The sequence below is a fragment of the Rhodococcus sp. 06-1460-1B genome (genome assembly GCF_002258475.1).
GTDB classification, from domain to species: Bacteria; Actinomycetota; Actinomycetes; order Mycobacteriales; family Mycobacteriaceae; genus Rhodococcoides; species Rhodococcoides fascians.
Genome location: NZ_NOYS01000029.1, coordinates 39,537 through 62,517 on the forward strand (window position 1 = coordinate 39,537; position 22,981 = coordinate 62,517).

Annotated in this window: 23 protein-coding genes; 13 read left to right on the plus strand and 10 right to left on the minus strand. The window is 64.9% G+C overall.

The genetic code is table 11. The features are described 5' to 3' along the window. Positions 1-215: 215 nt before the first annotated feature. A complete protein-coding gene (locus tag CH268_RS15825; RefSeq protein ID WP_094664979.1) occupies positions 216-491 on the plus strand; it encodes a helix-turn-helix domain-containing protein in 276 nt (91 codons plus the stop codon). 88 nt (positions 492-579) lie between these two features. Here the strand turns inward: CH268_RS15825 and CH268_RS15830 are convergent, their stop codons facing one another. The 3 genes from CH268_RS15830 to ctaC all read right to left on the minus strand — a co-directional run bounded on the left by CH268_RS15830 (position 580) and on the right by ctaC (position 2,708). Continuing rightward, positions 580-978: a VOC family protein gene (locus tag CH268_RS15830; RefSeq protein ID WP_094664981.1), complete on the minus strand. Its 399-nt coding sequence runs from the start codon at positions 976-978 to the stop codon at positions 580-582. 215 nt (positions 979-1,193) lie between these two features. After that, the gene (locus CH268_RS15835; protein WP_027497386.1) at positions 1,194-1,610 is read right to left on the minus strand and encodes a cytochrome c oxidase subunit 4; all 417 of its coding nucleotides are present in this window, start codon (positions 1,608-1,610) and stop codon (positions 1,194-1,196) included. An 18-nt stretch (positions 1,611-1,628) separates the two neighbouring features. Then, positions 1,629-2,708 (minus strand): aa3-type cytochrome oxidase subunit II, encoded by a 1,080-nt coding sequence (gene ctaC, locus CH268_RS15840; RefSeq protein ID WP_176457965.1) that lies wholly within the window; start codon positions 2,706-2,708, stop codon positions 1,629-1,631. 222 nt (positions 2,709-2,930) lie between these two features. On the opposite strand from ctaC, the gene asnB reads away from it, so the two are divergent. After that, positions 2,931-4,859 carry an asparagine synthase (glutamine-hydrolyzing) gene (gene asnB / locus CH268_RS15845; RefSeq protein ID WP_094664985.1) on the plus strand — a complete coding sequence of 643 codons (1,929 nt, stop codon included), beginning with the start codon at positions 2,931-2,933 and terminating at the stop codon, positions 4,857-4,859. Between the two features lie 90 nt (positions 4,860-4,949). On the opposite strand, the gene CH268_RS15850 is transcribed toward asnB, so the two are convergent. The 3 genes from CH268_RS15850 to CH268_RS15860 all read right to left on the minus strand — a co-directional run bounded on the left by CH268_RS15850 (position 4,950) and on the right by CH268_RS15860 (position 7,533). Then, entirely contained in the window at positions 4,950-5,924 is a 975-nt protein-coding gene (locus CH268_RS15850) for a carbohydrate kinase family protein (RefSeq protein ID WP_094664987.1), read from the minus strand. A 103-nt stretch (positions 5,925-6,027) separates the two neighbouring features. Next, positions 6,028-6,393, minus strand: a complete 366-nt coding sequence (locus tag CH268_RS15855; RefSeq protein WP_027497390.1) for a HesB/IscA family protein — start codon at positions 6,391-6,393, stop codon at positions 6,028-6,030. Positions 6,394-6,453: 60 nt separating this feature from the next. Further along, positions 6,454-7,533, minus strand: coding sequence for a glycerate kinase family protein (locus CH268_RS15860; protein ID WP_094665045.1), 1,080 nt, complete (start codon positions 7,531-7,533; stop codon positions 6,454-6,456). Positions 7,534-7,633: 100 nt separating this feature from the next. Between CH268_RS15860 and CH268_RS15865 the strand changes: the two genes are divergently transcribed. From CH268_RS15865 to CH268_RS15880, 4 genes are read left to right on the plus strand one after another with little or no spacing between them, the layout of a single operon-like run. Continuing rightward, complete coding sequence (locus CH268_RS15865; RefSeq protein ID WP_027497392.1) at positions 7,634-8,293, plus strand: DUF3043 domain-containing protein; 660 nt, start codon at positions 7,634-7,636, stop codon at positions 8,291-8,293. Positions 8,294-8,298: 5 nt separating this feature from the next. Then, positions 8,299-8,868 (plus strand): bifunctional adenosylcobinamide kinase/adenosylcobinamide-phosphate guanylyltransferase, encoded by a 570-nt coding sequence (gene cobU, locus CH268_RS15870; protein ID WP_094664989.1) that lies wholly within the window; start codon positions 8,299-8,301, stop codon positions 8,866-8,868. A 44-nt stretch (positions 8,869-8,912) separates the two neighbouring features. Beyond that, positions 8,913-9,947, plus strand: coding sequence for a nicotinate-nucleotide--dimethylbenzimidazole phosphoribosyltransferase (cobT, locus tag CH268_RS15875; protein ID WP_255182408.1), 1,035 nt, complete (start codon positions 8,913-8,915; stop codon positions 9,945-9,947). Positions 9,948-9,949: 2 nt separating this feature from the next. Next, on the plus strand, positions 9,950-10,711 hold the full coding sequence (locus CH268_RS15880) for an adenosylcobinamide-GDP ribazoletransferase (RefSeq protein ID WP_048318652.1): 762 nt from the start codon (positions 9,950-9,952) through the stop codon (positions 10,709-10,711). On the opposite strand, the gene CH268_RS15885 is transcribed toward CH268_RS15880, so the two are convergent. Both CH268_RS15885 and gcvT read right to left on the minus strand, forming a co-directional pair. After that, positions 10,712-11,815 (minus strand): branched-chain amino acid aminotransferase, encoded by a 1,104-nt coding sequence (locus tag CH268_RS15885; RefSeq protein ID WP_027497396.1) that lies wholly within the window; start codon positions 11,813-11,815, stop codon positions 10,712-10,714. Between the two features lie 41 nt (positions 11,816-11,856). Beyond that, positions 11,857-12,957, minus strand: coding sequence for a glycine cleavage system aminomethyltransferase GcvT (gcvT, locus tag CH268_RS15890; protein ID WP_094665047.1), 1,101 nt, complete (start codon positions 12,955-12,957; stop codon positions 11,857-11,859). A 129-nt stretch (positions 12,958-13,086) separates the two neighbouring features. On the opposite strand from gcvT, the gene CH268_RS15895 reads away from it, so the two are divergent. After that, the gene (locus tag CH268_RS15895) at positions 13,087-14,610 is read left to right on the plus strand and encodes a leucyl aminopeptidase (RefSeq protein WP_094664993.1); all 1,524 of its coding nucleotides are present in this window, start codon (positions 13,087-13,089) and stop codon (positions 14,608-14,610) included. A 49-nt stretch (positions 14,611-14,659) separates the two neighbouring features. Here CH268_RS15895 and CH268_RS15900 read toward each other — a convergent pair whose 3' ends face one another. Beyond that, the gene (locus tag CH268_RS15900) at positions 14,660-15,001 is read right to left on the minus strand and encodes an oxidoreductase (RefSeq protein ID WP_094665049.1); all 342 of its coding nucleotides are present in this window, start codon (positions 14,999-15,001) and stop codon (positions 14,660-14,662) included. A gap of 378 nt (positions 15,002-15,379) precedes the next feature. Here CH268_RS15900 and sucB point away from each other — a divergent pair, with 378 nt between their 5' ends. The 5 genes from sucB (at position 15,380) to CH268_RS15925 (ending at position 20,867) form a co-directional block, all read left to right on the plus strand. After that, positions 15,380-17,173, plus strand: a complete 1,794-nt coding sequence (sucB, locus tag CH268_RS15905) for a 2-oxoglutarate dehydrogenase, E2 component, dihydrolipoamide succinyltransferase (protein WP_032387845.1) — start codon at positions 15,380-15,382, stop codon at positions 17,171-17,173. 149 nt (positions 17,174-17,322) lie between these two features. Continuing rightward, positions 17,323-18,213: a TIGR01777 family oxidoreductase gene (locus tag CH268_RS15910; RefSeq protein ID WP_048318650.1), complete on the plus strand. Its 891-nt coding sequence runs from the start codon at positions 17,323-17,325 to the stop codon at positions 18,211-18,213. Between the two features lie 21 nt (positions 18,214-18,234). Continuing rightward, the gene (gene lipB / locus CH268_RS15915; protein ID WP_094664995.1) at positions 18,235-19,026 is read left to right on the plus strand and encodes a lipoyl(octanoyl) transferase LipB; all 792 of its coding nucleotides are present in this window, start codon (positions 18,235-18,237) and stop codon (positions 19,024-19,026) included. 10 nt (positions 19,027-19,036) lie between these two features. Continuing rightward, complete coding sequence (gene lipA / locus CH268_RS15920; protein ID WP_176457962.1) at positions 19,037-20,050, plus strand: lipoyl synthase; 1,014 nt, start codon at positions 19,037-19,039, stop codon at positions 20,048-20,050. Between the two features lie 61 nt (positions 20,051-20,111). Continuing rightward, a complete protein-coding gene (locus CH268_RS15925; RefSeq protein WP_027497404.1) occupies positions 20,112-20,867 on the plus strand; it encodes a DUF4191 domain-containing protein in 756 nt (251 codons plus the stop codon). 37 nt (positions 20,868-20,904) lie between these two features. Here CH268_RS15925 and CH268_RS15930 read toward each other — a convergent pair whose 3' ends face one another. Continuing rightward, positions 20,905-21,369, minus strand: coding sequence for an RDD family protein (locus tag CH268_RS15930; protein WP_032368127.1), 465 nt, complete (start codon positions 21,367-21,369; stop codon positions 20,905-20,907). Between the two features lie 169 nt (positions 21,370-21,538). Between CH268_RS15930 and glnA the strand changes: the two genes are divergently transcribed. Further along, positions 21,539-22,975 carry a type I glutamate--ammonia ligase gene (gene glnA / locus CH268_RS15935; RefSeq protein WP_032368128.1) on the plus strand — a complete coding sequence of 479 codons (1,437 nt, stop codon included), beginning with the start codon at positions 21,539-21,541 and terminating at the stop codon, positions 22,973-22,975. Positions 22,976-22,981 lie beyond the last annotated feature (6 nt).

Genomic DNA, 22,981 nt, shown 5'->3' on the forward strand with positions numbered 1-22,981 from the left:
GGAGACGATCCGGCTGGATCTCCATCGGTCCGCGGGAGTCCTGTGAACGGAGGCCGCAACTCACACAGGCTCCACTCCCCTCCCCCGCCCGAGGACTGCCGATTCAGAGCGCGGTAATGCTCGAGTCGGAGCCGGCACTCACCTGCCGGTAGCCTGCAGACCCATCGGTGACGAGCATCGGCCCGGTCGGTCTCGACCGGTATTAGTATCGGTGTATGGTCCGTATCCCACTCAGTCCCGGTGAACTCGCGCGTGGTGCTCGCTTGGGCACAGCCTTGCGTCGTTTCCGGGGCAACCGGACCATGACCGAGGTTTCCGACGCCGCCGGCATCTCCGTCGAAACTCTCAGAAAAATCGAAACCGGGCGTATCGCAACCCCGGCATTCTTTACCGTCGCCGCACTGTGCAGTGCGTTGGAGATCTCACTCGATGCACTGCTCGAATCCACGACGGATGCGTCGTCGACCCTGCGGGAGGCAGACGCGTCCTGACTGGTTCGGATCCGCGCCGTGGTCTTCCGGGACGTTCATGCGTTCCAGTCCATGACGAAAGACCAGCCCATGGGGTGCGGCCGGTCTCTCACCGGCCCGCAGTAGGTAGGCGTGGTGCTTCACAGTCGATCGGCGAGACCCTGATGAGGTTGCCGTCGGGGTCCGCGATCACGAAAGTGCGGCCGAAGACGGCGTCGTGTGGCTTCTGCACTACGGCAACTCCTTTCGCGACCCAATCGGTGAATATGTCGTCGACTGCCTCCGAGGGGCCGGGCACCATGAGTCCGATCTCGCTCATGCGGGGTGTGCTCGGTACAGAGTGCTCGGCGTAGCCCGTCCACAACGCGAGCAGTACACCGGGGGCAACGTCGAAAGCAACATAGTGGGGACTCGTGAAGGTCGGTTCGATCTCGAACAGGTCGCTGTAGAAGGCGGTGGCGGCCTGGGTCTCCCGGACGCCGATCAAGAACAGGTTCGGTGCAGGCATGGAGGGCTCCTGATCGAAGCACTCACACCAGCCGCAGCTCGCGAACGCATCGGTCAGCTCGCCACAGTTCTGGCCGAAAAGCACTCGACCCCGCCGGCTGACCCGGTCGGAATGCCCCTGCACTCGAGCGATGTCCCCGGTGTGCACGTCCTAGCACAGAAAAGGGCCCCGATCGCTCTCGTGAACGATCGGGGCCCTTTTCGGGTGTCTACAGGTCAGTGGCGTTCGGCACCGATGTGGTACTCGAAGACCAATCCAGCGGCCGAGGCGATGACGCACACGACGCCCAAGGCGATCAACCAGGGCTGGAAGAAGGCAAAGCCCAGAGCGGTGATCGACGCCGCCACGGCCAGCACGAACGGCCAGAAGCTGCCGGGGCTGAAGAAGCCCAGGTCGCCTGCACCGTCACTTACCTCGGCGTCGTCGAAGTCTTCGGGCCGAGTGTCGAGCCGTCGAGCTACGAATCGGAAGTACGTTCCGACGATCAGCGTCAGGCCGACCGACAGGAAGATCGCCGTGACGCCTGCCCACTCGACGCCAGTTCGGCTCAATCCTGTGAACAGCGCATACACGATGCCGACCAGGAGGAAGAAGACCGTGAGGATCTCGAAGATCTTCGCTTCGATTTTCATATCAGCATGCTTCCTTGGTCAGTTGCCTTCGGCGACGGTGGCGGTACGGACGGTGCGATCGGTCTCGAACGGCGAGGTGCTGGTCGCGAGCGGGCTCTCGCCGATGGCTTCCAGTGCCTGCGCGTTGGTCAGCGCTTCGCCACCCTCGGACAACGGCTTGCGCAGCTCGATGTACTGCTCGAACTTGTCCGGGGACACGGCGCGAACCTCGAAGTTCATCATCGAGTGGAACGTGCCGCACATCTCCGTGCATCGACCGACGAACGAACCTTCGCGCTCGATTTCGCTGATCTGGAACACGTTGTCGGAATGGTTCTCCTCGGGGTTGGGGAGAACGTCACGCTTGAACAAGAACTCCGGAACCCAGAAGCCGTGGATGACGTCCGAGGATGCCAGCACGAATTCGATGCGCTTTCCGGTGGGAAGGACGAGCACCGGAATCTCGGCGCTGGAACCGACCGTTTCGATCTTGTTGTAGTGCAGGTAGGACAGATCCTGGGGAATGGCACCGTGGATCGCGCCGGGCACGAACTCGCCGTCCTCGTTACCCTCGGCGCCTTCGCCGGGAGTTGCGGCGGCTTCTGCGGCGGCCTGCTCCTCTTCGTCGGTGCCCTCGTACTTGGCGGCACCGTCCTTGAGGTCGATGGTCCGGTATCCGAACTTCCAGTTCCACTGGTATGCGGTCACGTCGACCTGGACGTCGGGATCTGCCTGCTTCTCGTCGACGTAGTTCTGCACCACGACGGTGAAGTAGAAGAGCACGGCGATGATCACGAACGGAACCGCCGTGTAGAACAGCTCGAGCGGAACGTTGTACGCGGTCTGACGCGGGAACTCCGGGGAGCTCTTCTTCTTACGGTGGAAGAGCACCACCCAGAAGATCAAGACCCACACGACGATGCCCATGACCAGGGCGGCGATGACCGACCAGGTCCACAGGTCGCCGATGCGTCGTCCCTGCGGAGTGACGCCCGAGGCGAAACCGAAATTGAGTACGTTGTCACTGCTGATGGAACAGCCCGACAGCATCAACGCGGCTACACCGAGAAATGCTGTCAGCCCCGCTCGCCGAAGGATCCGACTATGCGCCACGTTCACGCCTTCCTGATTGCCCACCACTGGAGAATAAGGGCTTCCACATGGAGATGCCCGAGTACTACGCAGCGTAGACCAAAGCTGACGCGGAGCCACCCTTGGGTCGTTACCTAGGTTCGAGCGTGTCTGCGGCATACTCGGTTGCTGATCGACCGTCCCGCTGACGACACGCGGAGATCCGGCCCCCGGCATTGTCCCCAACTGCGAGAAGAGGTAGCAGACGCTGTGTGTGGACTGCTCGGAGTACTGACATCTCACGGAACGACCGCCGCCGGCGTCGAGCTGGTGAGCTCGGCGACTCACTGCATGCGCCATCGTGGCCCGGACGAGCCCGGTGGCACCTGGCACGACGACGACGTCGTGTACGGCTTCAATCGACTCTCGTTCATCGACATCGAACACTCGCATCAGCCGATGCGGTGGGGACCTCCCGGTTCACCCGACCGGTACGCGCTGGTGTTCAACGGCGAGATCTACAACTACCTCGAGTTGCGTGCGGAGCTCGCGCGCGATCACGGTGCAGAATTTGCCACCGAAGGTGACAGCGAGTCGATCGTCGTGGCATTTCACTACTGGGGCGCTGCCGCCGTGCAGCGTCTGCGAGGAATGTTCGCCTTCGCCATCTGGGACACCGAGACGCGCGAGATGTTCATCGCGCGCGATCCCTTCGGCATCAAGCCGTTGTTCTACGCCACGGGCCCGGGTGGAACCGCGTTCGGCAGTGAGAAGAAGAGCGTTCTCGAACTGATGGAGCTGCTGGGCGTCGATCTCGACCTCGACCCGCGGGCCATCGAGCACTACACCGTGCTTCAGTACGTCCCCGAACCGGAGACGCTGCACGCGGGGATCAGGCGGCTCGAGTCGGGTTGCTACGCCACCCTCTCCCCCGGTACGCCGCCGAAGATCACTCGATACTTCACACCGAAGTTCCCGGTGAAGCCTTTCGCTCCCGGCAGCGAGAAGGCTCGCTACCAAGAGATTGCCGAGGCGCTCGAAGATTCGGTCGCCAAGCACATGCGTGCCGACGTGACCGTCGGTTCCTTCCTCTCGGGCGGCATCGATTCCACGGCCATCGCGGCACTGGCGATTCGACACAATCCGAACTTGATCACCTTCACGACCGGCTTCGAGCGCGAGGGTTACTCCGAGGTCGACGTCGCAGCGGAGTCGGCAGCCGCGATAGGTGCTCGGCACATCGTGAAAGTGGTCGGACCGGAGGAGTTCGCGGCGTCCATTCCCGAGATCGTCTGGTATCTCGACGACCCGGTTGCCGATCCTGCACTCGTACCGCTCTACTTCGTTGCAAAAGAAGCCCGCAAACACGTCAAGGTCGTGCTGTCCGGAGAGGGTGCGGACGAACTGTTCGGCGGCTACACCATCTACCGCGAGCCGCTGTCGTTGAAGCCGTTCGAGTCGCTGCCCGCGTTCCTGCGCCGCGCAGCCGGGTCGTTGAGCGAGCGCATTCCCGAGGGCACGCGCGGCAAGAGTTTGCTGCACCGGGGTTCGATGACCCTCGAGGAGCGGTACTACGGCAACGCGCGCAGCTTCAACGACGCACAGTTGCGATCCGTCCTGCGCGAGTTTCGGTCGGAGTGGACGCATCAGGACGTCACCGCACCCATCTACGCGCAGTCTCAGGGGTGGGATCCCGTGGCTCGAATGCAGCATCTGGACCTGTTCACCTGGCTGCGTGGTGACATTCTGGTCAAGGCCGACAAGATCACCATGGCGAACTCCCTGGAGCTGCGCGTCCCGTTCCTCGATTCCGAGGTCTACAAGGTTGCCGAGAAGTTGCCGCTGGAGCAGAAGATCACCAAGAGCACTACCAAGTACGCACTGCGCCAGGCGCTGGAAGGCATCGTTCCCGGTCATGTGCTGCACCGCGCCAAGCTCGGTTTTCCGGTGCCACTACGCCACTGGCTGCGCGGTACCGAACTCTTCGACTGGGCTCACCAGCAGATCGCCGAGTCACAGACCGATCACCTGCTGAACAAGGCCGCGATCGTCGCCATGCTCGACGACCATCGGGCAGGCAAATCGGATCACAGCCGTCGCCTGTGGACGCTGCTGATCTTCATGGTGTGGCACGGAATCTTCGTGGAGAAGCGCATCGTGCCGCAGATCGCCGAACCGGAGTACCCGGTCAACATCTGACTGGTACACCCGTCTCCCCCGGGATCAATGTGGATTTCAGTCGCTCAGATTGCAACAAAGCCGCATTGATCCCGCTGAGAGAAGGCGATCTCAGGCGGGCAGCAACGCGCCGATCTCCTCGCCGGCTTCGGCACCGTACGCCGCGCTCAGGCGCTTGATCGCGTCGTCGCGGTTCAGACTCCATTCTTGCGTTCCGGTGGTCTCGAGGACCAGCACGGCAACCAGAGAACCGAGTTGAGCAGCTCGTTCGATGCTCGCTCCGGCGAGGTGGCCGGTGAGGAACCCGGCACGGAACCCGTCGCCCACTCCGGTGGGATCGACCTTGCTCGTCTCGGGCACGACACCGATGTGGGTGTGCTTCCCGCCCTTTTCGACGATGTCCACGCCCCGCTTGCCCAGCGTGGTGACCCGCAGGTCCACCTTGTCCGCGATATCGGCGTCGGACATCCCGGTCTTCTGCTTGAGCAGTGCCCATTCGTATTCGTTGGTGAACAGGTAGGCCGCCCCGTCGATCAGGTCGGTGGCCTGTGCGGCGTCGAGTCGCGCGAGTTGCTGGGACGGGTCGGCGGCAAAGGGAACACCTGCTGCGCGGCACTGGTCCGTGTGGGCGGTCATTGCCTCCGGATCGTTGGCCCCGATCAGTACGAGATCGAGCTCGTGCTGCGCGGCCAGCGCGTCGATGGAGATGTCGCGGGCTTCGCTCATGGCACCGGGATAGAACGACGCGATCTGCGCCATGTCCTCGTCGGTGGTGCAGACGAAGCGTGCTGTGTGCGCGGTGGCAGACACACTGACGCCACTGCAGTCGACTCCGTGCTCTTCGAGCCAGGTCCGATACTCGGCGAAGTCCGGCCCCACGGCTCCGACGAGGAGCGGAGAGCCGCCGAGGACCCCGAGTGCGTAGGCGATGTTTCCGCCCACTCCCCCTTTACGGATGACCAGGTCGTCCACCAGGAAGCTCAGCGAAATGTTCGCGAGCTGATCGGCGACGATCTGCTCGGCGAACCGACCGGGGAAGCGCATCAGATGGTCGGTTGCAATCGAGCCGGATACCGCGAGAGTCACGAAGAAGGGCCTTTCGGAGTGAAGTTCTGGATGACCGACGAGCAGACACGACTGTGACCGATACACGAATACGTGTATCGGTCACAGTCGAGAGCGAGTCAGCTCAGTTGAACGAGTCGCCGCACGCGCACGATCCGGTCGCGTTCGGGTTGTCGATCGTGAAGCCCTGCTTCTCGATCGTGTCCACGAAGTCGATGGATGCACCCTCCACGTAGGGAGCGCTCATCCGGTCGACTGCGAGGGTGACGCCGCCGAAGTCGACCGCGAGGTCGCCGTCGAGGCTTCGATCGTCGAAGAAGAGCTGATAACGCAGTCCTGCACACCCACCGGGCTGTACAGCAATGCGCAGCGCGAGGTCGTCGCGGCCCTCTTGATCCAGCAACGCCTTGGCCTTGGCCGAAGCGGTCTCCGTCATGGTGACCTTGTGCGCCGTGGTTTCGGTCGTTGTGGTCTCATTCGAAACGGTCATGGGCTCTCCCTATCAGTCGTACCAAACCCGTGAACAAACTCAACCGTACTCCGGGTTGCTCTATTCCTTGCGCGCGCCGCCCCTGTTCGAGGGCCCGGCAACAGCACTGCTCGCCACGTGCGCGGCCAGCTTTTCGAGCTGATTGGCCGCATCGGTCATGGCCACCTCCACAGACCCGGCGAACTCGCTGATCGAGTGAGCGGCCGAGATACCGGCCGACGCCAAGTCGTCCTTACTCAACGTCACCTGGCCGGCGAGCACCACGGTCTCGATTCCGGTGGCACCGCCTGCAGCGGCGATTCTGGTCACCAACTTGCCTCGCAGCGACTGCGAATCGAACTTTCCCTCGCCGGTCAGCACCAGATCGACGGAGTCCAGGAGTTCCCGCTGACCGGTTCGTTCCGCCACGACGGCAGCACCCGGCACCTGCCTGCCACCGAGCGCGAACAGGGCCGCCCCCATCCCGCCCGCGGCACCCGCACCGGGACGGTCTGCCACATCGTGGCCCGCAGCCGACAGAACGGCAGCCCAGTCGGCGTTCAGTTCTTCGAGTCGCTCGACCGTCTCGGTGTCGGCGCCCTTCTGCGGCCCGAACACCCGAGCAGCACCGGCATCGCCGAGCATGGGGTTCTCCACGTCCGACGCGGCGACGAGGTCGATTCCCGAGAACCGTTCGATTGCCGACCCCAGCCCGCCGAGCGCGCGGATCATCGCTCGTCCACCGTCGGTGCAACTGCTCCCGCCGAGTCCGACGACGATCAACGTGGCGCCACTGTTCAACGCCTCGCTCAGCAGCTGTCCGACGCCGTAGCTGTTCGCCTTCAATGCCGACTGCGGAGTCAGTGGACCGTCGACGAGGTGCAACCCGCAGGCCTGAGCAGATTCGATGTACGCCACCGCGCCGTCGAGCAGCCAGCGGGCCTGCACCGGCGTCCCGAGCGGTCCGTCCACGTCGGCGACGTGGACTGTGCCGATGCGCGAGGCCAGTACCTCGACGAACCCCGGTCCACCGTCGGATTGGGGTGCCAGTTCCAGCTCGTCACCGCTCCGGACGCCCGCCCATCCTCTGGCAATGGCGGCGGCTGCATCTGCGGCAGTCAGGGTGTCCCCGAAGGAGTCCGGCGCAATCATCACTCGCATTCTCGGAAGTGTAGGACCGCGGTACCCGAACAGCATCCGGTGCTGCGCCGCTGACCTGGCCGGTGTTCGAGTACCTCCGCTCATCCCATACTCTGGTTGCGTGAAGCTGCTACGCCGTGGAAACTCTGACAATTCGGACGGACAGGACTCGAACGAGCCCGAGTCGACTGTGTCCGCCGGCGAGGCGACCTCGCCGGTGTCTCTCGGCAAAGGCCGACCGACCCCCAAGCGCCGTGACGCCGAGGCCCGCCGCCGCGGGCCGGTCGCTCCGGCTCCCCTGACGAGCAAAGAGGCACGAGAGCGCCGTAAGGCGAACAAGGGCAGCAAGGAAGACCGTAAGGCTGCCTCGAACGAACGGCGTGCAGCAGCTGCAGAGCGTCGGGCGCGCATGCTTGCGGGCGACGACAAGTATCTGCTGCCTCGCGACAAGGGCCCGGTGCGTGCCTACGTTCGCGACATCGTCGATGCGCGGCGCAATCTTGTCGGCTTGTTCATGCCGCTCGCTCTCATTCTCATCTTTGCGCTGTTTCTGCAGCCGCAGGTACAGCAGTACGTCACTCTCGGCATGTTCGTGATGATGCTGTTCATGGTCGGCGAGGGCATCTACCTCGGCAAGATGATCAACAACCGCATTCGCGTCCGGTTCCCCGACACCCCCGACGGCGGCTTCAAAATCGGCTGGTACGCCTTCGTACGGGCGTCGCAGATTCGGAAGATGCGTGCCCCCAAGCCGCGAGTGAGCGCCGGCGAGGCCGTCTGACGTCGGTGGCCGTGCCGTCTCGAACGCTCGTCCTCGGCGGAGCCAGATCCGGTAAGTCCGCGCACGCAGAATCGTTGGTCACGACCCGCCCGGTCCGTTACGTCGCGACCGGACAGCGCGATGCGTCCGACGAAGACTGGGAGCAGCGCATCGAACTCCATCGTGCGTCGCGTCCGCCCGAGTGGACCACGGTCGAAACCGTCACCGGGCTGGCGGCGGTGGTGGCTCAGCCCTGGGGCGGCACCACGATGGTCGACGATCTGGGCACCTGGCTCACGGGAATGCTCGACGACGCAGCGGCCTGGGACCTGCCTCGCGGGACGATTGCTCCGGCCGTGGACGACTTGGTCTCAGCGGTCTCGGACTGCAGGTCGACTCTCGTGATCGTCAGCCCCGAGGTCGGCATGTCCGTGGTTCCCGAGTCGCGTTCGGGTCGACTGTTCCGTGACGAGCTCGGTGTCCTCAATGCGCGTCTCGCGCACGTGTGTGACAGGGTTCTGCTGGTCGTCGCGGGCCTCGCGCTGACCCTCAAAGAACCACCGGCGGATTCCCTGACCGCGAAAGGCCCAGTGTGACAACTCCTGTGGACGAGATTCCGGCACCCTCACCGTTTCGAACAGTGCCTTCGCCCTCCGATTCCGCGCGGTACGAAGCTGCCGAGCGGCAAGGCCGGTTGACCAAGCCGGCCGGTAGCCTCGGCCGTCTCGAGACGCTCGGCGAGTGGATCGCCGCCTGCCAAGACGTCAGTCCGCCGAAGTCTTTCGAGCGCGTCCGTGTCGTCGTCTTCGCCGGCGACCACGGCGTCGCCGCTCATGGAGTGTCCGCCTACCCGCCCGAGGTCACGGCGCAGATGGTCGAGAACATTCGTGCGGGCGGTGCTGCGGTCAACGTCCTCGCGACCATCGCCGGGGCCACTGTTCGGGTGGTCGACATCGCTGTCGACGCCGACACCGATCCGTCGGTGTCCGCCTTCAAGATTCGGCGCTCGAGTGGTTCCATCGACCGCGAGGACGCACTGAGCGAGGACGAGGTGCGCGCCGCCGTCGCCGCCGGCGCTGCGATCGCGGACGAGGAGGTCGACGCCGGTGCGGACCTTCTCGTCGCAGGCGACATGGGCATCGGAAACACCACGCCCGCAACCGTATTGATCGCCACCCTCACCGATACCGAACCGGTCGCTGCCGTCGGCCGCGGCACCGGAATCGACGACGCCGGGTGGATCAGGAAGACCGCTGCGATCCGGGACGCGATGCGGCGGGCTCGGCCGGCGGCCAAGAATCCCACCGACCTGCTGCGGGTGGCCGGTGGTGCCGACATCGCTGCCCTCGCCGGCTTCCTCGCGCAGGCGGCACATCGGCGTACCCCGGTGATCCTGGACGGTCTCGTCGTCACAGCAGCAGCACTGGTGGCGGAGGACGGTGCGGCCGGTGCCAGCGCCTGGTGGGTCGCCGGGCATCGTTCGGCCGAGCCCGCCCATTCAATTGCCTTGCGGCACTTGCGACTCGAGCCGTTGGTGGAGCTGTCGATGCGACTCGGTGAAGGCTCCGGCGCGTTGGCGGCGTTGCCGCTCGTTCGTGCGGGAGTCGACACGTTGAATTCGATGGCGACGTTCGCCGACGCCGGCGTCAGCACCGGCGACCCCGAAGTCCGCTGACCGTGAGGCTGCGGGCCGAGGGTCTGGTGCTCGCGTTCTCGTGGTTGACGGTGCTGCCCGTGCGCGGCCCGTCGCAGGTCGACAGGGTCCGCGCCGGTCGCGCGATAGCGCACGCTCCCCTGGTCGGTCTCGTCCTCGGGTGCGTGTGTTCGGCACTGCTGTGGGCGACGACGGTTGCCGGGCTGTCGGCAATCCTGTGCGGCCTCATCGCCGTTGCCGCCGCCGCGCTGCTGACGCGCGGTATGCACATCGACGGGTTGGCCGACACCGCCGATGGGCTCGGCTGTTACGGCCCGCCCGAACGTGCGCGGGAGGTCATGAAGTCCGGTAGTGCCGGACCGTTCGGGGTGGCGGCCATCGCTCTGACGTCGGCGATTCAGGCCGCGAGTCTGGGTCAACTCGCGCAGGAGCGACTGTGGTGGGCTGTCGTCGTGGTTGCGGTGACTGCCCGGGTGGCGGCAGTCCTGGCCTGCCGCAAGGGAATCGACGCATCGACGTCGGGCGGCTTCGGTGCGCTCGTGGCCGGAACGCAGTCCAACGCCGTCCTGACGCTGTGGGTGATTGCGGCAGCAGCTGCGTCGGTCTTCGCGCAACCCGATCGACCCTGGCAAGGGCCGCTGGTCGTCGTCGCGGTCCTGACACTGTCGGTGTTTGCCGTTCGACACTGCGTCCGACGCTTCGGTGGCCTCTCGGGCGATGTTCTCGGTGCCGCAATCGAGACCACCACGGCGTCGGCCGCGGTGGGCCTGTTGATCGGCAGCTGATCAGCGGAGCTTGGTCATCCAGCCGTGGGTATCGGCGAAGGTGCCGCGCTGGATGCCGGTGAGGGTGTCTCGCAGTGCGAGCGTGATCTCGCCGGGTTCTCCGCCTGCGATCTCGAAAGAACCGTCGGTGGATTTGACGCTGCCCACCGGGGTGATGACAGCTGCTGTGCCACAAGCGAACACTTCGGTGATCTCGCCCGCTTCGGCACCCTTGCGCCACTCGTCGGTGGAGATCCGTCGTTCTTCGACGGGGATGCCGGAGTCCGTCGCCAAGGCCAACAGCGAGTCGCGCGTGATTCCGGGAAGCAGCGATCCGGACAGCGAGGGCGTCACCAGCCGAGCGTCGGAACCCGAGCCGAAGACGAAGAACAGGTTCATGCCGCCCATCTCCTCGACGTAGCGGCGCTCGGTGGCGTCGAGCCAGACCACCTGATCGCAGCCCTCGTCGCTGGCCTGCGCCTGCGCGAGGAGGGAGGCGGCGTAGTTGCCTGCGAACTTCGCGGCACCGGTGCCACCCGGTGCTGCCCGGACGTATTCGGTGGACAACCACACGCTCACCGGTTTGACGCCCCGTGGGAAGTACGCGCCTGCGGGTGAGGCGATCAGCATGTAGCGATACGCGTCGGCGGGGCGCACACCCAGACCGGCTTCGGTGGAGAACATGTAGGGCCGCAGATAGAGCGCGTCCTCGCCGCCCGCCGCCGGGACCCACTCGTGATCGAGCTCGAGCAACTTCTCGATAGAGCCGATGAACAATTCGTCCGGCATCTCGGGCATGGCGAGCCGCTTCGCCGAGGTACGGAATCGTTCGGCATTGGACTGCACCCGGAATGTGGAGAGATCACCGTTGGGTTGGCGGTAGACCTTCAGGCCCTCGAAGATCGCTTGGCCGTAGTGCAGAACCATCGCCGCGGGGTCGAGCTCGATCGGACCGTACGGGGTGATCCTCGCATCGTGCCAGCCGCCGTCGCGGGTGTAGTCGATGCTGACCATATGGTCGGTGAAGTGCTTTCCGAATCCGGGCGCAGCAAGTACCGCGTCACGCGCCGCGGAGGTTGCGGGCGAAGGATGCTGCACGTACGTGAATTCGGAAACACCTGTCATGCCGGAAATCCTATCGTGGGGTTCGTGGCGGTCTCACGCGGTCACCTGGTCTTGGCGACGACGAACGGCGGTGCGACCACTTCGCAGCGCAGGGCGCGGCCCCGAACGTCGACCTCGACCTCCGAACCCACCGCGGGAGCGGCCTGCGCGTCGAGGAGTGCAAGGGCGATACCGACCTTGAGAGTGGGCGAGAAAGTGCCGGAAGTCGTCGTTCCGAGATCGCGTCCCGACGCGCGCACGGTGAGACCGGGGCGTAGAACGCCGCGATCGAGAGCTCTGAGCCCGCGCAGAATCCGTGCCGGACCGTCTGCCTTCTGGGCGGTCAATGCGTCCTTGCCCCAGAACGAGTCCTTGTTCCACCCGATCGCCCAGCCGCATCGTGCTTCGAGGGGCGAGATGTCCTGCGCCAGTTCGTGTCCGTGCAGCGGGTACCCCATTTCGGTGCGCAGCGTGTCGCGCGCTCCGAGTCCGCACACCTGACCGTCCCGAGACCGCACCGCAGCCAGCAGCGCCAGGAACAACGGTTTCACGTCGTCGGCAGACGGGATCAGCTCGTAGCCCTGTTCGCCGGTGTAACCCGTGCGGCAGACCCGGACAGGCAGCGAGTTCCAGGTGGCGTCCTCGAATGCCATGTAGTCCATATCGGTCGGTAGACCCAGTTCCTGCAGAACCTCGGACGCCTTGGGCCCCTGCACGGCCAGCACTCCGAACTCGCGGTGCCGGTTCACCACCGAGACCCCGGCGGGGGCAGCGGCAGCCATCGCCTCGACCACAGCTGCCGTGTTCGCAGCATTGGGTACCAGAAACACGTCCTCGTCGGAGACGAAGTAGGCGATCAGGTCGTCGACGACGCCACCGGACTCGGTGCAGCACAGCGTGTATTGCGCTTTGCCCGGTTCGATCCTGGCCAGGTCGTTGGTGAGGACGGAGTTCACGAATGCGGCGGCCCCGGGGCCGGTCACCGACGCCTTGCCGAGGTGGCCGACGTCGAACAGACCCACCGTTTCACGCACTGCCGTGTGCTCGACGACGACGCCGGCGTACGAGACCGGCATGGTCCATCCACCGAACGGTGCGAACGTCGCGCCGAGTTCGGTGTGCACGGCGTGGAGTGGTCCTTCGATCAACTCGGTGTCGGTCATGGCGGCCACGCTAGCTCACCTTGCGGAGCGTCTCAGGTCGGTCGCCCCGGTACGTCCCTCGATCGTCGACGCCGCCGACCGTCATTAGGATCGAGGGACATACACGTCAACCCCTACAGGAGCAGCCACGTGCCTTCCCCCTCGACGCTCACCCGCACTCTCGGACCCGACCTGGTTCTCGCGGGCAAGCTCGGTAAGAAAGTCGACGTACTCGTCGTCGCATTGAGCACGAGTGACGACGGCCTCGAACTCTCCATCACCGACGACATTTCCGACGATGCGATCGCCACCGAATTGCTCGACGCGTTCGAAGCCGTCGGTGCCACCGGCAAGGCCGACGAAGTAGTGCGTATTCCGGCTCCGGCCGGCCTGGCCGTGGCGAGTGTGTTGGCCGTGGGCCTGGGCAACGCCGCCGACATCGACAGTGAACGCATTCGTCATTCGGCCGGCACCGCGGCTCGCGCGCTGTCCGGTGTCGAGACGGCGGCCACGACGCTCTCGGCGCTCGATCTGGGTGCGGCTGCCGAGGGCTTCTTCCTCGGCGCGTACCAGTTCGCCGAGTTCAAGTCGGCTCTCTCGGCACCGAAGCCGTCTGCGCTTCCGGTGACTCGCATCGAGTTGTTGGTGCCCGACACTCGTTCCAAGGATGCCAAGCGAGAATTGGAGAGGTCGATCGCGATTGCCGAATCGGTGGCTGTCGCAAGGGATTTCGTCAACACTCCGCCCAGCCATCTCTACCCGGAGGAGTTCGCGGCTCAGGCCAAGGCGCTGGGCAAGGCGGCCGGCCTCGAGGTCGAGATTCTCGACGACAAGGCACTCGAGAAGGGTGGCTACGGCGGCATTCACGGAGTGGGCAAGGGATCGTCCCGACTGCCTCGGCTCGTGCGCCTGACGCACTCGGGAGGCAAGCGCGGCGCGAAGAAGGTTGCCCTCGTCGGTAAGGGAATCACGTTCGACACCGGCGGCATCTCCATCAAGCCGGCTGCCGGCATGGAGAACATGACCTCGGACATGGGCGGTGCGGCATCGGTCATCGCCACGGTGGTGCTCGCCGCCAAGGTCGGTCTGCCGCTCGACGTCATCGCCACCGTCCCGATGGCGGAGAACATGCCGTCGGGCACCGCTCAGCGCCCCGGCGATGTGCTCACCCAGTACGGCGGCATCACCGTCGAGGTGATCAACACCGACGCCGAGGGCCGCTTGGTACTCGCCGACGCGATCGTGCGGGCCTGCGAGGACGATCCGGACTACCTGATCGACACCGCGACGCTGACGGGAGCTCAGGTCGTCGCACTCGGCAACAGGACTCCCGGCGTGATGGGTACCGACGACTTCCGCGACCGCGTCGCAGCGATCTCGCAGGCAATCGGCGAGAACGGATGGGCCATGCCGTTGCCGAAGGAGATTCGCCGCGAACTCGACTCCAAGATCGCAGATCTCGCGAACGTCACCAACGGTCGAGCAGGTGGCATGCTCGCCGCTGCTCTGTTCTTGAAGGAATTCGTCGCCGACGGCGTGGAATGGGCTCACATCGACGTTGCAGGCCCGGCATACAACACCGGTGGTCCGTTCGGCTACACCGGCAAGGGCGGCACCGGGGTTCCGGTCCGAACCATGTTCGCGGTTCTCGAGGACATCGCCGACAACGGCTGATCGTCTCCCGTCCGTGCGCGAGGCCCCAGGCCCTCGCGCACGGACGGCGTCAGCTGTCGCGCTGCTGTTGTTCGCGCTGCCGAACGATCTTCTGCCGAGCGTCGTGATCACGCATCCGCTGCGGATAGCCCGTCTTGCGGACGTCGTACACCGGAATCTTCAGGTCCGATCCGATCTTTCGTACATATTTTTCATCGAGCGGTCGACGCGTCCACTCACCGTCGTTCGCGACCAGAACCACCGTCAGCGGCGTGACCGTCGTTTTCGGTTCCACGTAGGCCTCGACGCCGATTCGCGCCGAGGTCCAATTGGCCAGGTACTGGGCAACCGAGCCTTCGGGTGCCCGTTTCGCGCCCCCGCCGCTCGACTTGAATCGATCGAACAATCCCACGCGAACTCCTCTGTCGTACGGCCGGCGAAGTCCGAGTTTCGGTGCCGGATCTTTGTTACCCACCAGTTCGACAGGCGTGTTGCACGCCCTAGGGGAACGGCGAGGCGACATCAATGGAAGGATGACATTAGAGGGTTCAGCTCTCTTGATTGTGAACCAAGGCTCGTGAAGTGAGTAAGTGAGTTGCCGAGAGGGAGTGTCGACGTGGGCGCTGGATCGAGCCGAACGTGCTCGGTGAGTGTCGATCGCACCGGTGCCTCCGTCGAACCGAATCACCCAACTCTCGTCCATGAACCCTGTTCCGCCAGCACAATGGTCTGCGACCACAAGTCGTAAGAACTACATCACCCGCATACAACTGTCGAGGAGTCAACAGACATGGCCTTCTCCGTCCAGATGCCAGCTCTCGGTGAGAGTGTCACCGAGGGAACTGTCACGAGGTGGCTCAAACAAGAAGGCGACACCGTCGAAGTCGACGAGCCATTGCTCGAAGTCTCCACGGACAAGGTCGATACCGAGATCCCGTCGCCTGCTGCCGGTGTTCTCACCAAGATCGTCGCTCAGGAAGACGACACCGTCGAGATCGGTGGCGAGCTCGCTCAGATCGGTGACGCGGACGAGTCTTCCTCGTCCGACGCGCCGGCCGAGGACGCCGCTCCCGCCGAGGAGTCGGCACCGGAGGAGCCTGCCGAGGAGCCCACTCCCGCAGCCGAGCCCGAGCCGCAGGCCGAGCAGGAAGCTCCCGCAGCAAGTGCCTCTTCCAGCTCCTCCGACTCGTCCGGATCCGGCACCCCGGTGACGATGCCCGAGTTGGGTGAGTCCGTCACCGAGGGCACCGTGACCCGCTGGCTCAAGGCCGTCGGCGACGAGGTTGCAGTGGACGAGCCGCTTCTCGAGGTGTCCACGGACAAGGTCGACACCGAGATTCCGTCTCCGGTCGCAGGCACCCTGCTCGAGATCTCCGCCGAGGAAGACGACACCGTGGCCGTCGGCGGCCAGCTCGCAGTCATCGGCTCCGGCTCGCCCGCCGAGAAGGCCCCCGAGCCCGAGGCAACTCCGGAGCCCGAGGCCCCGAAGGCCGAAGAGCCCAAGGAAGAGCCGAAGCCCGAGCCGAAGCAGGAAGCCCCCAAGAAGGAAGCTCCCAAGGCCGAGCCGAAGCCCGAACCGAAGCAGGAGGCTCCCAAGGCCGCTCCCGCCAAGGAATCGGCACCGTCTGGCGATTCGAGCCCGTACGTCACTCCTCTGGTCCGCAAGTTGGCGTCGGACAACGACGTCGATCTGTCGTCCGTCAAGGGCACCGGCGTGGGTGGACGCATCCGCAAGCAGGACGTTCTCGCTGCAGCCGAGGCCAAGAAGGCTCCCGCTGCTCCGGCCGAGGCCGCGGCACCCGCCGCAGCGTCGAAGCCCGCAGCACCGGCGACCGCGGGAGTTCGTCCCGAGCTCGCACACCTGCGCGGCACCACGCAGAAGATCAACCGAATTCGTCAGATCACCGCGAAGAAGACGCGTGAGTCGCTGCAGACTTCTGCTCAGCTGACGCAGACCTTCGAGGTCGACGTGACGAAGATCGCCGGCCTGCGCACCAAGGCGAAGGCGAAGTTCGCCGAGAACGAGGGCGTCAACCTGACGTACCTGCCGTTCTTCGCGAAGGCGGTCGTGGAGGCACTCAAGGCTCACCCGAACGTCAACGCCAGCATCAACGAGGACGCGAAGGAGATCACGTACCACGCCGATGTCCACCTGGGTATCGCGGTGGACACCGAGCAGGGCCTGCTCTCCCCCGTCATCCACAATGCCGGCGACCTGTCGCTGGCCGGACTGGCACGCGCGATTAACGACATCGCCACTCGCGCCCGTTCGGGTGGGCTCAAGCCCGACGAGCTGTCCGGTGGCACGTTCACGATCACCAACATCGGCAGCCAGGGCGCGCTGTTCGACACCCCGATCCTGGTTCCGCCGCAGGCGGCCATGCTGGGTACGGGTGCGATCGTCAAGCGTCCCGTCGTCGTCAAGGACGACTCGGGCAACGAGTCGATCGGTGTTCGCTCGATGTGCTACCTGCCGCTCACCTACGACCACCGGTTGGTGGACGGAGCCGACGCAGGACGCTTCCTGACGACCATCAAGCAGCGTCTCGAAGTGGCATCGTTCGAGGCCGATCTGGGTCTGTAGACAACCGGCGAGTGTCGCGCCACGTATTCTCGTAGGAGCGCGAAACATTCGCATCGGGGTCTCGTTCACCAGGGGCACGGACAGAGCATCCGGGGCATCATTCGTTCGCGAATGGTGCCCCGGAGTGCGTCAAGGAGGCTTTCGTTCACATGCGCGTAGTCATTGCAGGTTCATCAGGCTTGATCGGCACAGCTCTCGTTGCAGCTCTGCGCGGCCGCAGCCACGACGTCACCAGACTGGTCAGACGCTCACCGGCGGGACCGGACGAGTCGCAGTGGGACCCGTCGCACGGCAGTATCGACCCCGCTGTGCTGGCCGGTGCCGACGCGGTCGTCAATCTGTGTGGTGTCGGTATCGGCGACAAAAGATGGTCCGGTGCGTACAAGCAGCTGGTGCGCGACAGCCGCATAGCGCCCACCGAGGTGATCGCGTCGGCTGCGGCCGACGCGGGTGTCCCCACCCTGATCAATGCCAGCGGCGTCAATTTCTACGGTGACACCGGCGACCGCGTGGTCGACGAGACCGCTCCGGTAGGAGACGGATTCCTCGCCGAGGTGTGCCGCGATTGGGAGAACGCCACGTCTGCGGCGTCGGAGGCAGGTGTTCGCACGATTCTGTTGCGCAGCGGTGTGGTCCTGTCGCAGCGCGGCGGCATGCTGGGCAAGCTGCGCCCGCTGTACCTGTTCGCGCTCGGTGGTCGATTGGGCAGTGGGCGACAGTACTTCCCGTGGATTTCGTTGGAAGACGAAATCGGTGCCATCGTGCACGGTATCGAGAACGACTCGCTGCGCGGACCGGTCAACATGGTGGGTCCGACTCCGGTGACCAACGCCCAGTTCAACAGCGCGATGTCGCGAGCGGTGCATCGTCCGGCCCCGTGGGTGGTGCCCGGATTCGCCCTGAAAGCGGTCATCGGTGAATTTGCCGAGGAGGCGATCCTGACCGGGCCGCGAGCCATTCCCAAGGCACTCGAGGATGCCGGCTACACCTTCGAGCACAACACCGTGGGCGAGGCACTGCGGGTGGCTGTCGGCTCATGACCCGGCGTAGCGTCTCGGTTCATGAGTGACGTGAACGCACCGTCGATTCCGGCCACCGGCACCGACTCGGCCCGGGCCAGCAGCGAACCGGTCGTCGTGCGAGAGCTGGGCACCGTCGAGTACACCCAGGCGTGGGCTCTCCAGCGGGAACTGGCCGACGCCCGCGCCGACAATCGGGGCCCGGATACGTTGCTGTTGCTCGAGCACCCTTCCGTGTACACCGCGGGGCGGCGCACCTCGGAAGAAGACATGCCGCGCGACGGTACTCCTGTGGTCGAGGTGGACCGCGGCGGCAAGATCACCTGGCACGGGCCGGGCCAACTGGTCGGCTACCCCATCGTCGCGCTGGCACAGCCCATCGATGTCGTCAAGTACGTCCGCCGGATCGAGGAAGCGCTGATTTCCGTGGTGTCCGATCACGGCATCGCGTGCGGGCGGGTGGACGGCAGGTCCGGGGTGTGGCTCGCGTCCGAGGTTCGCGACGGCGTGCTTCTACCCGAACGCAAGATCGCGGCCATCGGCGTGCGAGTTCAGCGCGGCGTGACCCTGCACGGCTTCTCCCTCAACTGCAATTCGGCGATGACGGGTTTCGACGCGATCGTGCCGTGCGGAATCGCCGACGCCGGTGTGACGTCACTGTCGCTCGAGCTGGGGCGAGACGTCCCGGTCGCCGAGGTACTCGAGTCGGTCACGACGGCAGTTCTGGCCGCGTTGGACGGATCGATGCCGGTCAGAGAGCACGACCTCGAGCAGCCGGAGATCACCACCGCGACGGTGAACCCGCAATTCACCACGGTTCGGTTCGGCGCGTAGCATTGCTGGCGTGACTGTGGCCCCAGAAGGACGCAAGCTGCTCCGCCTCGAGATCCGAAACGCGGAGACCCCCATCGAACGCAAACCCAGCTGGATCAAGACCAAAGCCAAGATGGGCCCGGAATACACCGAGCTCAAAGGTCTTGTGAAGCGTGAGGGTCTGCACACGGTGTGCGAGGAAGCCGGCTGCCCGAATATCTACGAATGCTGGGAAGATCGCGAGGCGACCTTCCTCATCGGCGGCGAACAATGCACCCGTCGATGCGATTTCTGCCAGATCGATACCGGCAAACCCGAGGATCTCGATCGCGACGAGCCTCGCCGCGTGGCGGAGAGTGTGCAGGCCATGGGCCTTCGCTACTCCACGATCACCGGAGTCGCCCGCGACGACCTGGAAGACGGTGGTGCGTGGCTCTACGCAGAGACCGTCCGGTACATCAAGAAGCTCAACCCCAACACCGGCGTCGAGCTGCTGATCCCCGACTTCAACGCCAAGCCCGATCAGCTGGCCGAGGTGTTCTCCTCCCGCCCGGAGGTGTTGGCCCACAACGTCGAGACCGTGCCGCGCATCTTCAAGCGCATCCGTCCCGCATTCCGGTACCAGCGGTCGATGGACGTCATCACCGCAGCGCGTGACGACGGTCTGGTCACCAAGTCGAATCTCATTCTCGGCATGGGCGAGACTCCCGAGGAAGTCCAGGAAGCGATTCGCGACCTGCACGAGGCGGGCTGCGACATCCTGACGATCACCCAGTACCTGCGACCGTCACCGCGGCACCACCCCGTCGAGCGGTGGGTCAAGCCGGAGGAGTTCGTCGAGCACTCCGACTACGCCACCGAGGTCGGGTTCGCCGGCGTGCTGGCCGGCCCGTTGGTCCGCTCCTCGTACCGCGCCGGACGCCTCTACGCGCAGGCCATGGCACACCACGGTCGCGAACTGCCCGAGAGCATGAGCCACCTCACCGACGGCGGCGAAGCTTCTCAGGAGGCCAGCTCGTTGATGGCTCGGCTGGCTCCTCGCTGATCGCTCCACTCGACGTGGCGCGATGCACGTGAGCGTCGGCACAGGCCGTATCCTGTGAGGTATGGCGAACGGCAGTAAAGCTGGCAAAGCGGCAAAGCCCAGCAAGGAAGCAAAGGCGGCTGCCAAGGCAGCCCGCAAGCAGGCATCGAAGGAACGGCGCAGCCAGTTGTGGCAGGCGTTCCAGATGCAGCGTAAGGACGACAAGGCTCTCCTTCCGCTCATGATCGGAGCGGTGGTCGGTCTCGGACTGATCGGCTTCCTGATCGGTCTGGCCTTCGGCTTCCAGTGGTTCCTTCTCCCCATCGGTCTCCTGTTGGGCGTGCTGGTCGCGTTCATCATCTTCGGCCGGCGGGTTCAGAAGTCCGTGTACAAGAAGGCCGACGGTCAGGCCGGTGCTGCGGCGTGGGCCCTGGACAATCTTCAGGGATCGTGGCGTGTCACCAATGCGATCGCAGGCACCACTCATCTCGACGCCGTGCACCGGGTGATCGGGAAGCCCGGAGTGATACTCGTCGCCGAGGGTGCGCCGCAGCGTGTGAAGACCCTGCTGGCCCAGGAGAAGAAGAAGACCGCCCGGCTGGTGGGCGATACTCCGATCTACGACATCATCGTCGGCAACGGGGAGAACCAGATTCCACTGTCGGGTCTGCAGAAGTACCTGTCGAAGCTGCCGAAGAACATCGACGGCAAGCGGATGGACACCATCGAGTCCCGGCTGGCCGCGTTGGGCACCAAGGGTGGCCCGGCAATGCCCAAGGGACCGATTCCCGGTGGGGCCAAGATGAAGGGCGTTCAGCGGACCATGAAGCGTCGCTGACCCGTATTTCGACCGACAGCCCTGGTGCGTCGACCCCTCAGCGGGTCCGCAGCAGGGCTGTTCCCGTTGCGCGGTCGTGCATTCCCCGGCCGTCCATGTCGGTGATCACGGCCGGGACGACGAACAGCAGAATGAGCTGCCGCACCAATGCCCGGACGAAGCCGACTCGCGCATGGGCGTCGATGCGTCCCACCTGCACTCCCACGATGAACTGCCCCGGGGTGAACGAGAACAGCGAGACGCTCGCGATTCCTACGACGAACCACACGGCCAGCACGATCGTCGAGATCAGTCCGCTGGTGGTGTAACCGCCGAGAATCAGCGACGCCACACCGGTGGCCATCGTCCAGTCCAGCAGCAACGCCAGGACTCTACGACCGGTTCCGGCGAGTGCGCCGACGCCCTGCGCGGGCAGACCGAGTTGTTCCCCACGGAAGTTCTGCGGCGGTCGTGGGTTCGCGGCCGCCGGTCCGGACAACCAGGACCCTGTCATTCGTGCCATGATTCCCAGGATAGGCGCGGTCGGGCGCGCGGAAAAACGGGTGGACGTACTGTTGTTCGTGCCAACCGTGAACCACGACGTGTAACACGGGCGAAACACGAGCTTGACGGGCGGGCAACACCGAGTCCATACCGTCAGTTCGACGGACTCTCAACTAAGGAGCAAAAGCGTGGCGTTTTCCACGGCCCAAGAGGTCATCAAGTTCATCGCAGATGAAGGAATCGAATACGTCGACATCCGATTCACGGATCTGCCGGGTGCACAGCAGCACTTCTCCATCGCTGCCAAGGCGTTCACGGCCGACACCCTGGAAGACGGCCTCGCGTTCGACGGCTCGTCCGTCCGCGGCTTCCAGTCGATCCACGAGTCCGACATGATCCTGCTGCCGGACTACGCCACCGCTCAGGTCGACCCGTTCCGCAACGCCAAGACGCTGAACATCGACTTCTTCGTCCACGACCCGTTCACGCGTGAGGCCTACAGCCGCGATCCGCGCAACGTTGCTCGTAAGGCCGAGGAGTACTTGGCCAGCACCGGCATTGCCGACACCGCGTACTTCGGTGCCGAGGCCGAGTTCTACATCTTCGATTCGGTTCGCTTCGATTCGCAGGCCAACGGTGCGTTCTACGAGGTCGACTCGTCCTCGGGTTGGTGGAACACCGGAGCCGAGACCGAAGCCGATGGCAGCCCCAACCTCGGCTACAAGGTTCGCTTCAAGGGCGGCTACTTCCCCGTCGCGCCGTACGACCACTACGTCGACCTGCGCGACCAGATCTCGACCAACCTGCAGAACGCAGGCTTCGAGCTCGAGCGTGCCCACCACGAGGTCGGCACCGGCGGTCAGCAGGAGATCAACTACAAGTTCAACACGCTGCTCCGCGCGGCGGACGATCTGCAGCTGTTCAAGTACATCGTCAAGAACACCGCCTGGCAGAACGGCAAGTCGGCAACCTTCATGCCGAAGCCACTGTTCGGCGACAACGGCTCGGGCATGCACGTGCACCAGTCGCTGTGGAAGGACGGTAAGCCCCTCTTCCACGACGAGGCCGGATACGCCGGACTGTCCGATCTGGCACGTCACTACATCGGCGGCATTCTGCACCACGCTCCGTCGCTGTTGGCCTTCACGAACCCGACGATCAACTCGTACCACCGCCTGGTGCCGGGCTACGAAGCCCCCATCAACCTGGTCTACAGCCAGCGCAACCGCTCTGCGGCGGTGCGCATCCCGATCACCGGTAACAACCCGAAGGCCAAGCGCCTCGAGTTCCGCGCGCCGGACTCCTCGGGCAACCCGTACCTGAACTTCGCCGCTCAGATGATGGCGGGCCTGGACGGAATCAAGAACAAGATCGAGCCGATGGCTCCGGTCGACAAGGACCTCTACGAGTTGCCGCCCGAGGAAGCCAAGAACATTCCTCAGGCACCCACCTCGCTCAACGCGGTCATCGACCGTCTCGAGGCCGACCACGACTACCTCACCGAGGGTGGCGTCTTCACCACCGACCTCATCGAGACGTGGATCTCGCTCAAGCGTGAGCAGGAGATCGCTCCGGTCAACCTGCGTCCGCACCCGTACGAGTTCTCGCTCTACTACGACGTGTGAGTTCTC